The organism is Gimesia panareensis, assembly GCF_007748155.1.
Taxonomy (GTDB): Bacteria; Planctomycetota; Planctomycetia; order Planctomycetales; family Planctomycetaceae; genus Gimesia; species Gimesia panareensis.
Genome location: NZ_CP037421.1, coordinates 4,165,789 through 4,180,004, shown reverse-complemented (window position 1 = coordinate 4,180,004; position 14,216 = coordinate 4,165,789). Strand labels below are relative to the sequence as shown.

Sequence of the window (14,216 nt, the reverse complement as noted above, 5' to 3'; positions counted from 1 at the left end):
GTTCTAAGGATTTTTATGGTTCGTTGAGGGACGGCATTCGCATTCCCTTAAGAATCATGTTAAAAAACATCCTGTTTCACATCTGTACCCGCCGCTGTTGACCCGCCATCAATCTAGGTAACCCGCCAAAAGAGTGTATCTGACCCGCCAGTGTTGCACTTCCGCATCGCGCTGCGCTTGCGCTGAGGTGTCGACGCCCGTGAATTTCCCACTAGATTACATCAGACAACATCTCTGTCAGGGGCCGACAACATGTTACTTACGAATTGGCTTGGTTCGCTTACTTCCCGTCTCCGTCGCCGACGTGTATTCCGTTCCCGTGATCGCCGTACCCTGCGTCGCAGCTGGCAGGCCGTCGTCAACAATCAGATTTCGACTACCGAAGTTCTGGAAGATCGTACGCTGTTGACGACCTATTTCCAGGGCGAACTGCTGCCCGATCCGGCGATCACGCCACATGATTTTGACTCGACCGGGAAATCGGTAGCTGTCGACGGTGACTGGATGGCGGTGGGGGCTTTTTCTGCTGACATTAACTCAGGATCTAATCAGGGCGCAGTCTATCTCTATTCTCGCAACGATTCCGGGACTCCTGAAAATCAGAGCGATGACACCTGGGATTTTCATTCGACAATTATCTCGCCTGAAGCATCTGCCTTTAATTTTGGATTCAGTGTCGCAGTTGACTCGGACAAGTTACTAATCGGATCTCCTTACGGACAGGATGGAGAAACGATCGGGTCGGCTTATCTGTATCAACAGAACCAGCATGGAACTCCGGACAATTTGAGTGATGATACCTGGGACCTGATCCAGACATTTTCCAGACCCACCAGTCTGGCTGATAATACTTTTGCATTTTTTGGAGAATCAGTTGCTCTCAGAGGAAATACGGCGGTCGTTGGGGCTTTTCGAGAGTCGTATAACTCGGCTTATCAATCTGGTGCTGCTTACGTCTTTTCAACTCAGGATAACTGGTCCTCGGTTTCTGTTGATAAACTGAAAGCCAGTGATGCAAACAACGGGGCGTTATTGAGTACTTCTGTTTCGATCAGCGCTGATGAGCAAAAAGTACTCGTTGCTGCCCCTGCAGATTCCGGAGGGTTAGGCGCTGCTTACTTGTTTGATCGCTCTCAAAATGGTCCCGGTGTTGAAGACGATTCCTGGACACAGGTTCGAAAATATGCTGGAACGTCAGATCATAATGGCTATGGCAGTTCTGTCGCGATCGACAACGGCTACGCTGTCATCGGGGATAGTGCAGAGGTCAATGGGGGGGCGGCTTATGTTCTGGATGGTTCTCAGAACTGGAACGTCGTTAAGACATTGATGGCCAGTGATGAAGTAACAGGGGATGGGTTTGGAAGTTCGGTAGCAGTCAGTGGGACCAGCATCGTCGTCGGAGCTTACACTGCAGAGAGTGCCTATATTTATGATGGTTCGCAAGGCTGGACCTCGCCGGCCGAGCAGAAAGTAGTGGCTTCTGATCCAGTGGCTTATAGCTTTTTCGGGAATTCTGTTTCCATTGATAATCAAACCGTTCTGGTCGGTGCTTACAACCACACTCATGGAGGGATTAAATCCGGAGCAGCCTATGCCTTTGGAATTCCCCCCATCATCGACTTCACATCAGAGCTCTCTGGCGGCATTCTGACGATCAGCCATAGTACGTTCTCCAGCGGACATCTTTCTCTGTCAGTGAGTGGTGGACTCCTGACGGTCAGTGATCCCTATATTAACATCGAAGCCCCTGCAGGAGCTTCGCCAGTCGATGAGCACTCCTATACCATTCCACTCTCAGCGCTCTCAGGAGGGACAATCAATATCATTGGGGGGCCCGGGAGCGACGAATTGACTGTTGATTCATCACTGGAGGCCGCCGGTCTGAAGGTGAATTTTAGTGGAGGTAACGGTCCTGGAAACGACAGCCTGATCCTGACCGGGAGTGCCGCATCGACTTCTTATCAGTTCGACAATCTCAACGACGGCAGTATCGCACTGAATGGTTCCGGCACCAGTTTTGTGACTTATACCGGTTTAGAGCCGATCACCTCTTCGATTGCTTCCACGGATGTCGAGCTGCATTACAGTGATGCCAACGACATCATTTATGTGAATGATGCGGGCGGGGGACAGACTACCGTTACATCCACCGCAGGGGAGTCGGTAACATTTCTTACCCCGACCAGTACCTTTGAAATCGATGCCGGGGGAGGTACGAATCAAATCCATTTTACCTCACTGGAAAGTGGTTTCAGTGCGGACCTCAATGTGATTGATGGCGGAGGGACCGATTCGGTTTACCTGGAGACTTCTCTCGATCTGGGCAGTGGCGATACGAGTATCAATTCCAGTTACACTTATGTCGCTCCTTATGTGGTGACTACCGGAAATATCAGCATCAACTCCGATACCATCAACTTCTCTTACGCACTCAGCAGTATTGATGCTGGCAGCGGAAACATCAAGCTGGAAGCGTACAACGCATTATCCCTGGGAAGTCTGACAACAACAGGCAATGTTTCGATTACTGCCCACGGCAATATCAACGATGGTAATAGTACAAACAATAATATTACTGCTGCGAATGCAGTCCTGACGAGCACCGTTGGATCGATTGGCGGCTCTGGTGATCTGGAAACCACTGTTGACAACCTGGAAATCCAGGCTCGTGATAATATTATCATAAAAAATACGGGTGACCTGACGATTGGAGGAGCAGGAGATCTCAGCGGCGTTCGTTCTGTCTATGGCTCGGTAGATCTCAGAACGACCGGGGCGTTGGATCTGGTGGAAGATGTCAGAAGTTATGGTCAACTGTATTTGCTGGCCAGCCAGGCGAGTGAAGGTAGTCCGAATAAAGATATCAATGTTCATTCTGGCGTCTTCGTTCAATCGCAGTATAGCAATGTTTATATAAACGCCGGAGATGATTTTACCGCCGAAGCAAATACACAGATCGCTTCTTACACAGGATATGGTTATGGGATTTACTTGTATGTCAACAATGCAAATAATGATCCAGCCGGTAGTGTGGTGAATCTGCTGGGACAGCTTTATGCTGGTTCGGTCGGCACAATTCTGAATGGAAGTAGCTATTCCGACTCGTTCTATGTGACTCCCAGCTTGAATTCCACAATCCATTTACATGGTGGTAGTCCAGGGGCACCGACTTCACCGGGCGATTCGTTGACTTACTATGTTCCTGTGGGGGCAGGGGCTTCCCTGTTGGGGCCTGGAATCGATTATGGAAGCATCAATTACTCCGGTGCAACCAGTTATCTGGGAATTGATTACGACGGAATTGAAAGCTTGTCAAACGGAGGAGCACCACCGGCTACTGGTCATTTAATGATCGCGGGCACAGGCTCTTCTGATACTCTGACCATCAACGCCACGGATGCGAATTCGGGTACCTGGCAGTTAAACAGCGATCCGGTGGTCAGCTTTTCCAACATCGAAGATCTTTCCTTCTTCGGTCTGACTGGGATCGATAAGTTGATCATTAACAACCCCGTCGGAGGGGTGTTCAATCCGGTCAACGGGATATATTTTGATGGCGGTCCCGGTGGAACGACCATTGGAGATTCCCTCGAAATCGTCGGAGGAACCGCGACAACGGAAGAATTTCAGTTTCAATTTGACGGAGACAGTACATATGGTGCCGATGGTGCCATTTTCTTTAATGGTGCAACCACTCCGGCCATTCATTATCACAATCTGGATCAGCCAGTCGTCTCAAGCGTCGCTACAACAAAGACCATTCTCAAACATGCTGGACAGGGATATCTGAATGATGCCGGGGGAGGGCAGACCTCTTTCGCGAACGGTTCAAAAACTCTGGTTACATTTGATACTCCGTCCTCGGAGCTGGATGCCAATAGTGGAGGACTGGGAGGGAACATCTATCTCAACTCGCTGGACACCAGTTTTAGTGGTCAGTTGCAACTGGGATCGTTAGATCGATCTGATAATGCAGGTGTCCAGGGCAATGTCAATCTGGGAGCCGTCAACCTGAGTATTCATGGGAACTCAGCATCGTTTTCCGGAAACCTGACCCTGGATGGCGAACTCAATGTCATTTCTGATTACTTCAGTTCCTATACATCGACCACGATCAATGCCGGCAGCGGAAATGTGAACCTGCAGGTGAGAGGCGATATCTACCTGCCATCTGTCACAACGAGTGGTAACGTCACCATCGATTCCATTGCCGGTAATATTTATGACAAAAACTCCGGCAGTAAGAATGTGACTGCGACAAATCTCGCGCTGTTTGCTGCGCATGGTCTGATTGACGGCCTGGAAACCGAAGTCAGTGGTCTGGAAGCAATCGCTGGTGGAAACTTGCAGATAATCAATATGGGCGACTTGACGTTGGGGGGGAGTCACATCCCAACTGAATGGAGTTCAATCCACTACAGGATACGTCAACCTGTCATCTTATGGCGCGGTGACTGTTGAGGAAGATGTGAATGCAGCTGGATTTTTAAATATCTCGACATTTGCACCGGTAGCAGGCAGTTTCGCTGAAGATATTACTGTGAAATCAGGAGTGACTCTGGGATCGGATACGTATTACGTAGGACTATTCTCAGATGATGATCTGTCGATCGAATCCGGAGCAGAAATTGTTGCCCCTGTTGGTTTCATTCGCTTATACGTGAATCGATTGAACACGGATTCAACTGGTGGGACGCTGGATCTGTCAGGTCAAATGTCGACACCCGGAGGGACACTCGTGTATGGCAGTAATGATATTGATACTTTCAACATCATTCCCAGTCAGAATTCTCAAATCATCGTTGCCGGCGGCGATCCCGCGGCACCCGCTTCTCCAGGTGATACACTCGTCTATCATACGCCTCCGGGTGAAACCGCAACACCGGCCACCTCTGGTACCGACAGCGGAACGATTTCCTTTACCGGCGGCTATCAGAATATCAGCTATTCGCAGATTGAGACGACCTATGCTCCCGGTGTCCTTTCCATCGACGGCACCGGTAGCGACGATGAACTGGTCATTAACGCAACCGGTGCCGACTCGGGAACCTACCAGCTGAATGGCGGGCCTGTGATGGCCTTTTCCGGGCTGACCAGTCTGATCTTTAACGGCTCCGATGGGGACGATCGGCTGGTGATCAATAACCCGACCGGTAGTGTGTTCGATCCGATTGACGGCATCATCTTCAACGGAGGAACCGGCGGCGAAAACGGAGATGGTGACGTCATCGAGATCAACGGGGGATCGGCGAGTTCGGTCGACTATGAGTTTACGAATGCGACGGACGGCAAAATATACTATGACGGCGAAGCCACCGCGACCATCACTTATACCGGCCTGGAACCAATTTCTGACTCTATTTCTGCCGGCGACCGGATTTTCAGTTTCACTGGAGGGACGGAGGTCGTCACCGTGTCTGATGATGGCGTCGCCGGGAATGGATATTCAAAGATTGTTTCTACCCTGGGGGAAGGCGTCAAGTACTTCGATGCCAGCACGAACGTGATCATCAAAACCACCGGCGGCTCCGGGACGGATGCCGTACACATTGAGGGCGTGGACAGTACCTTCGATGCTAATCTGACGATCCAGGCCGATTCCGATGATACAGTCACTTTCCAGAACAATGCGTCCGATATTAATTCCGGAGATCTGGACATCACTGCCGGCAGCATCGCCTTAAATGCCGCTTTCACGACATCAGGGAATGTCTCGCTGAATGCGACCGGTGGTTCGATCAGCGGGGGCAGCCTGCTGTCGGCGACGAACGCGCATCTTGAAGCAACAGGTAACGTCGGCAGCGGCGTGGGGTCGGAAGTGAATCTGGCTATCACCGCCTTGGAAGCAGACGTCAACGGCAGTCTGTACGTCAAAGACACCGATGCGCTCAACATCGGCTATGGTGGCACACTTACCGGCGTGACAGTCGGCGGCGCTTCACGGATTGAGACGGGTAGTACGCTGACAGTAAAAGAAAACATCACTGCTTCAAACGGGAACCTGCAGCTGGAAAACACGGTAGGCAACTTCCAGCTCAACAGCGGGGTCACGATTTCCAATGGTGCCTATTCGGTGGATGTCGATTCAGCGAGCTATAGCTTCATATATGGTACGGTGCAGACCAACGCTGGAGAGATCAACCTGCGGGCTGACACTGGCCTGATTCTGGGCGCTGCTTCGGTGGTCGATACGACTTCAGGTACATCCACCGCGACCGTCACGCTCGCCGCTGATTACAATAATGACAACACTGGCGAATTCACGCAGTCTGAGGGAGGGCTGGTCGACGCGCATGCTGGTACTCTGAACGTGACGGCCTACGGAAACGCCTACATCTCCGATCTAAAAGGGGCAACGGTCCAGGTTAAGAGCAAGCACGCAGCGGTTTATGACAATACAAGCTCAGATGTGACTTCGCTTACCGCCACCAATGCTTATCTCGAGGCTGGTACATTGGTGAATGTTAATACGGCCGTTTCGACACTGGCCGGTCGTGCTCAGAGTGGCCAGTTCCTGCTCAGCAACACAGGTGCCCTGTCGATTGGTACCGTGAGTAGTAATCCCGCCGGCGTGGGCGCGACCCAGACGACGCCCTCCAATGGGAAGATCACCATTACAGCAGACAGTATTGCGCTGAATCAGGAGGTCACAGCATCGGGTAATGTTTCCCTGAACGCGACAGCCGGTTCGATTACCGGGGCCGGCCTGGTGACGGGATTCGTTGCCCAGTTGCAGGCAACAGGGAATGCCGGTGGTTCGGGAACGGAACTCAATCTGGCCGCCGGAGTTCTGGAAGCGGACGTCGATGGCACGCTATATGTTGATAATTCGGGACAACTTCAGATCGGATATTCCGGCGGACTGTACGGGGTCACCGTCGGAGGCGCTGCGCAGATTACTTCAACGGGCAGGATGGCCGTTACGGAAAAGATCGCCGCTTCTGGCGGAAACCTCAAGCTGGAAAATACGGGGGGAGACTTCTGGGTCAACAGTGGGATCACGATTTCGAATGGTGCCTATTCGATTGAAGTCGATTCGGCAAACGATCTCGCCGTCAACGGTACGATACAGACCAGTGGGGGCGCGATCAGCCTGCTGGCCGACAGGCACCTGACGATGGGAACCAATGGAGTTGTCGATACCACCTCCAACACCTCCACGGCGACGGTCACGCTGACCGCGGATGCAGATCATAACAATACTGGTTACCTCTTTCAGCAGGACGGAAGTGTGGTCAATGCGCAGGCGGGCACGCTGAATGCGACAGCCTACGAGGAAATCTATCTTGCCGATCTGCGGGGGACGACGGTCATGGTCGATTCCGCAGCAGGGGCAATCCTGGATAACACTGTTGCCGAGGATCCCCTGATTACTGCCGCCTCTGCTTATCTGGAAGCCGGTACGAGTGTGGGAACCTCTGATGATATTAATACGTCTGTCGCTACAATCGCTGGTCGTGCCTCATTGGGCCAGTTCCGGGTCAGTAACAGCAGTCCGCTGACGATTGGTACAGTGACCGGCTATCCAGCAGGTGTAGACACCACGGGCGGCGGTGTCATCATCACTGCTTCCGGTGCATTGCAGGTTTCTAATGACGTCACCTCGGTCGGTGACATCATACTTAAGTCTGGTGATACCAGCTTGACCGGAGACGATCTGACGATTGGTGCCGACGTCACTGTGCAGTCGACCGGAAGTACAGTGATATTGGAGGTCGGCGACAAACTGTATCTCAACTCGACAGCCAGTGTGATTTCTGATACGTCATATATCCACGTGAATCTGGATTTCGGAAATGCTGATGGGGGCGTTGGGGGTGTAGCCTACCTCAATGGGACGCTCAATGCCGCCACCAGCATCAATATGTACGGTAATAGTGACGACGACCAGGTGATTATCGACGGTAACGGTGGTGGCCTCAATAACGGCGGCACTGTTGATGGCGTCGAAAGCCTGTTCTCCTTTAACGGTTACGGCGGTACGGATGAACTGATCGTGGATGACTCGGGCGATACCACCAGCGACACCGTGACAATCCTTAGTGCGGGGATTGGCAGTGGTTCACTTTCAGGCGCCGGTACAGTTTCGCTCGGTTTTGAAGGGCTGGAAAACCTGACTTTCTATGCCGGATCAGCCGCCGATGACATTACGGTCAATCCGAATGCATTGACGACAATTAATATCGTCGGCGGGGATCCCGCAGCACCCACAATGCCTGCTGACAAACTGACCTATCTGACACCGTCAGGAGAAAGTTCGAACCTGACTCCCACAGGTGCTTTTGCGGGCACGATCTCTGCGACCGGCGGCTATCAGGACGTGCAGTACGATCAGATCGAAAATCTGTCGATGTCCGGAGAACTCAAGGTAACCGGTACCAGTGGCGATGATACCCTGACAATTACTGCCACCAGCGCAAATTCAGGCAGCTATCAGATCGGCAGCGGCCCGGTGATTGACTTCACCGGCGTGACTAAATTTACCTTTGAAGGTGGGGACGGCGATGACAAACTGGTGATCAACAACCCGACTACGGGAGTGTTTGCTCCCACGGGAGGTATCTTCTTCGACGGGCAAGGGCAGACCAGTGGCGATTCGCTGGAGATCGTTGGGGGTACAGCAGGCTCGGTCGAACACGAGTTCCTGAACGACCATGACGGTTACGTCTACTACAACGGATCCCCGACGGCCACGATCACTTACACCGGCCTGGAACCGGTGAGCGATACGATTCTCGCCAACGACCGGACCTTCAGCTTCCTGGGCGGTGCTGAGACAATTACGCTGTCTGATGATGGTGATGTCGGCGATGGAGAATCCCAGATCGATTCCGATCTGTTTGGTGAAGTGGTGACCTTCCTCAATGCCACCAATAATGTGATTATTAAAACTACCGACGGTACCGGTGCCGATAACGTCAATATTGAAGGCGTTGATAGTCTGTTTGATGCTGATCTGACGGTTCAGGCTGGCACCGACGACACGACGACATTTCAGAGTAATCCCACCGACATCGGTTCCGGAGATCTGGAAGTCACTGCCGGCAGTATTGCATTGAATACAGCATTCACAACCACCGGGAACGTTGCCCTGAATGCGAACAACGGTTCGATTACAGGAACCAGCCTGATTACAGCGAACAATGCACGCTTAGAGGCAACAGGCGATGTCGGCGCTTCGGGGACAGAAGTTGAACTGGCAGTCAGTGGTCTGGAAGCCGATGTGACTGGCAGTCTGTATGTGAATAATACAGGAGCGCTCAGCATTGGTTACGCAGGTGGCAGCCTCACCGGGGTCTCAGTGGGAGCTGCCTCCACGATTACGTCCACGGGTACGCTCTCGATTACCGAAGATATCACTGAAACTGGGTTTGGTACAGTTCATGTAGAGTCCACCGGTGGCAATGTCCAGATGACGTCCGGCACCAAAATTGACGGTAGCTTGGGTGATCTGGAAGTGGTTGCCGGGAATGACGTTCAGCTCAGCTTACTCACGACCTCCGCTAATGTCTCCGTCACTGCCACTTCTGGTGCAATCACCGACATCAATGGTGGATCGAATAACATCAATGCGACCAACGCCACGCTGCTCGCCGGCACTGGCGCCGGTGTGGGCGATGCCCTGGAAACGACCATCACCGCCATGGAAGCCAATACCGGTGCCGGGCTGTACGTCGATAACACGGGCTATCTCTATATCGGTTTCACCGGTGGCATCAACGGAGTGACCGTCGGGGCAGCCTCGCGGGTTGCGTCGACCGATACGATGCTGGTGACGGAAGATATCACCGCTACCGGCGGGAATCTGCAACTGGAAAGCACAGGGGGAAGCTTTTCGCAGTACAGTGGGACAACGATCTCGAATGACACCCATTCGATCGAGGTTGATTCGGCAAGCGTACTCTCCGTGCATGATACGATTCAGACTACTGGTGGAGAGATCAGCCTGCGGGCCGACGATAACCTGATTCTGTATAACACGTCAGTGGTAGATACCACTTCAGGCACATCCACCGCAACAGTGACGTTGTCCGCGGATGATGATGGTAACTCCAGTGGAGAATTCAGGCAGTACGAAGGAAGCCTGGTCGACGCGCAGGTGGGAACACTGAACGTGACAGCCTACGGAAACATTTACATTGCGGATCTACAGGGTGACACAGTCCAGGTCGATTCTGCCGCCTTAGCGATTATCGACTATACCAGCTCAGAAGACGCGCTGATTACAGCCTCAAATGCCTATCTGGAAGCGGGTACTGCGATCGGAGGCAGCGATGATATTGATACAGCTGTGGGGACTCTGGCAGGCCGTTCGCAGAATGGCGACTTCCAGGTCAGCAACACTGGTTCCCTGACGATTGGGACGGTGAGCGGTTATCCAGCGGGTGTAATCGCTACGAACGGCGCTGTCACGATTACCACCTTCAGCCCGCTGACGGTGGCCAGCAATGTGACGGCTGCCGGGACGGTCACTCTGACTGCCACGGATAATGCCGGCCCGGCGATGATCTGACGATCAATGGCGGCGGTGTGACGGTCGAGTCAACCGGTGCGGATGTGGTCCTCAACTCCGGCGATGACTTCCTGCTCTCGCTGGGTGGTTCTGTCATTGCTGATACGACGATTACGATCAACATCGATCCGATTACCGATGGTGCCGGGGCGACGGTCGACCTGCTGGGGAATGTGGACGCGACGCTGACGACCATCAACGGCGGTGACGACAGCGATATCTTCAATATCCTGCCGACATCTGATTCGCCCATCAATATCGTGGGTGGCAATCCGACACTGCCGGGACCAGGGGACACTCTGAATATTGATCTGAGTGGGGTAACGAATCCTGCCCTGGTTCTGGGGGCAACGCCCGGTTCGGGAACCTTTAACTTTATCGCCCCGGATACCGAACTGCCTGTCAGCTTCACCAGCATTGAAGACGTCAATACCAGTGCCGGTGCCTACCACCTGGTGCTGGATATGGTCAATTCCGGCTTCCAGAACGCCGCCGATGACACGATTGACGTCGGCCTGGATGCGGGCGGGAACAACCTGCTAATCGACATTAACGGTGGCAACTTCTTCACCGGCGACGATGCCGATATCCTTTCCTTCACGGTATTAGGGTCCAACGACAACGACACCCTGAACATTAACGAAACCGCCGGCGGTCTGCCGTTCTTCGCGACCGCGGCACCTGCGGGGATTCCGGGTTCCAATGGCGCGCACCTGAACCTGGCCGCGGAAACGTTCCTGGAAGATGAGTTCAACCCCACCACTTACGACGTGAACGATATCACGATTCACTACGACGGGAAGAACGGAACCGACGCGATCAACGTGAACTTCCTCACCGATCACAACGCCGGTTATTTCTCGGACGTATTGGACGGTCTGGGCAGCGGTAACATCGCGGCTGCCACCACTGCCGGCACCGACATCGACCTGGGGCTCTCCTTCGCCAACGTCGAAGAGGTGGGCCTCTCCGGTTCGGGAACCGGTGGGGGCCTGCACGTGGACGCTTCTTCGACGCCCGACACGACCGGGCTGAATATCAATGATGACGGCACACCTGCCGACGGCATCTCCCAGATTACCGGGAACGGTGGTTTCACGGATCTCCTGTTCGAGGACTTTACCGATCTGCAGGTCCTGTCGGGAACCGGTGCGGAAACCATCGATCTGATCGCCCTCGACTCCGCCACGACCCTGACGAATGTCGAGCTGGATGCCGACGATGTGTTCGCGGTCGATGATACGGCCAACGACACGATCCGCGTCCGCAGCACACCGGCTGGTGTTTTGAATGTGAACGTGCTGGGTGGCCTGGGCGATGACCTGATTCAGGTTTTCGATGCCGGGAGCACGGTGAATAACATCTTCGCCGCCCTGGATGTGGACGGGGAAGGCGGCAACGACACGCTGATCATCGTCGATAGTGGCGACGGCACCGGCGACACGTTCGAAGTCACTTCCACGACTGTGGACGGACTCTCCAGCTCTGCCGGCACCGATGTGACGTATGCCAACATCGACAATCTGAACGTGACCGGCACCGACGGAGACGACACAATTAACGTCAACCTGGGCCTGCAGGAAGATCTGAACAACGTGACGATCAACGGTGCGGGCGGCGATGACGACTCCAACGTGCAGAACAGCACGCCGGCCGGTGTGAATACCGTACTTAACGGACAGGCCGGCAACGACGAGTTCTTCTTCCTGGGGAGCAACGTCCTGCGGGGCTTCATCAACGGGGGCGGCAACGTCGATACGATCGACTATAGCGGCTACACCCCGGTGGTGCACGTGGAACTGACGGGTCTGGGAACGACGGACGGCTTCCAGGGGACCGAAAACAACGGCAGCATCCTGGGCACCGGCATCGGGGGCACCGGCTTTGACAACATCAACGACCTGGTCGGTTCAGCCGGTGTGGACACGCTGGAAGGTCCCAACCTGAACAACTACTGGGGCGTGACTTCGACCGATGAAGGGTTCATCATCGCCGAACGGAACAACCTGGCGATTGGTCGTCCGACGCTGCCCGGCGACGCGATTGCGACTCCGCCGGAAGAGCGGCTGGATTTCACCAGCTTCCAGAACCTGATCGGGGGGACGCAGGACGACCGCTTCGATCTGAGCGACGGGGCTGGCCTGACCGGCAGCCTGGACGGGGACGCCGGTAACGACAGCCTGGACTACCGCGACTATACCACGGGCGTGAACGTCGACCTGTTCGCGGGCACCGCCACGAACATCGGCGGCGGCCTGGTCGCCGGCACCGGGGGTGGCGATGACGACAACAGCATCGAAAACGTCTTCGGCGGTGACGGCAACGACAATATCACCGGCGACAACGACAACAACATCCTGGGCGACGGCCTGGGCAGCGACAACCTGGACGGCGGCGGTTACGGCGTCGGCAGCGAAAACGGCGGCAACGACGTATTCCTGATGGAACCGGGGGCCGGCGGCAGTGCCGACGTGATCACCGATATCCACGGCAACGATACGGTTGACTTCCGCTTCGCCAGCCAGGGCATCGTGTTCGACGTGGACATCATCAACACCCCGCAGGACGTCTTCGGGGGGAACACGGTCGAGCTGCGTCAGCTGCAGCCCGAACAGCCGGACACGAACCCCAGCTTCATGGAAAACGTGGTCGGCAGTGAGTTCGACGACTACATCTTTATCGATCCGCTCTCCCAGGACGGCAACTACCCGATCGACGGACCGCCGGTCCTGCGTTCGGCCGACGGACGGGGTGGCACGGACACCCTGGACTTCGACGCCAAGGGGCAGGCCGTGATCGATACCGGCTACTCCCTGACGGCCGACGGGGTCGGGACAGTGCAGTACCTCAACTTCGAGAACGTGACCCCGTTCGAAGACAATCCCGCGACGATCGTCGATGACGGCGACCTGGGCTTCAGCCTGGAAGGGGACTGGCCTTACCATCCGGCGGGCACCGCCGCTACCACGACGGGCATCGGCTACGAAGACGATGTGCATACCATGCAGTCGCAACTGGTGGATCCGGTCCACTACGGCGATGCCCGGGCCTTCTGGGAATTCTACGGGCTGACCCCGGGCGTCTACCGCGTCTCGGTCACCTGGCCCGCTTCGGACAATGCGTTTGTGATTCCGACCATGGCGACCGACGCTCCGTATACCGTCTTCGACGGTTCCCGGAACGACGTTGGTACCACGGCGGTCGACCTGGGGACCTTCGATCTGAATCAGCAACTGGCCCCCGATGACTTCCAGGCCGACGGCGCCCTGTGGGAAGACCTGGGGACCTTCACGATCAACAGCCGGACGCTGACCGTGATGCTGACCAACCTGGCCGACGGCCTGATCACCGCCGATGCGGTTCGCATCGAACGGGTCTCCGCCGGTCCGGAAGTGCAGCTGACCGACGTGACGGACGTCGCGGCACCGCCGGTCGTCCTGGTGGACGGCAATCCGGGGGGCATCGACTTCGGCACGACCGAACTGCTGACCGACCTGACCCGGACATTTGAGATCACCAACACCGGCTCCGCTGCCCTGAACATCAGCAACATCGTGATTCCGACCGGCTTCACGACCACGCTGACGGCACAGAGCGTGGGGGTCGGTGCTACGATCAGCTTTGACATCACCATGGACTCGACCGCCTTCGGCGACCGGTCCGGTCTGTTCTCGTTCGACACCGACGACGTGGACGAAGC

The 14,216-nt window shown here is 55.0% G+C and carries 3 protein-coding genes; all 3 read left to right on the top strand.

Annotated elements, in window-relative coordinates; translation table 11 throughout:
• The first annotated feature begins 252 nt into the window (after positions 1 to 252).
• The gene (locus Enr10x_RS15545) at positions 253 to 4,464 is read left to right on the top strand and encodes an FG-GAP repeat protein (RefSeq protein ID WP_145450595.1); all 4,212 of its coding nucleotides are present in this window, start codon (positions 253 to 255) and stop codon (positions 4,462 to 4,464) included.
• A 253-nt stretch (positions 4,465 to 4,717) separates the two neighbouring features.
• Positions 4,718 to 10,516: a beta strand repeat-containing protein gene (locus Enr10x_RS15540; RefSeq protein ID WP_145450594.1), complete on the top strand. Its 5,799-nt coding sequence runs from the start codon at positions 4,718 to 4,720 to the stop codon at positions 10,514 to 10,516.
• Positions 10,517 to 10,533: 17 nt separating this feature from the next.
• On the top strand, positions 10,534 to 14,216 hold a 3,683-nt coding region (locus Enr10x_RS15535; protein WP_449267343.1), incomplete at its 3' end, for an Ig-like domain-containing protein.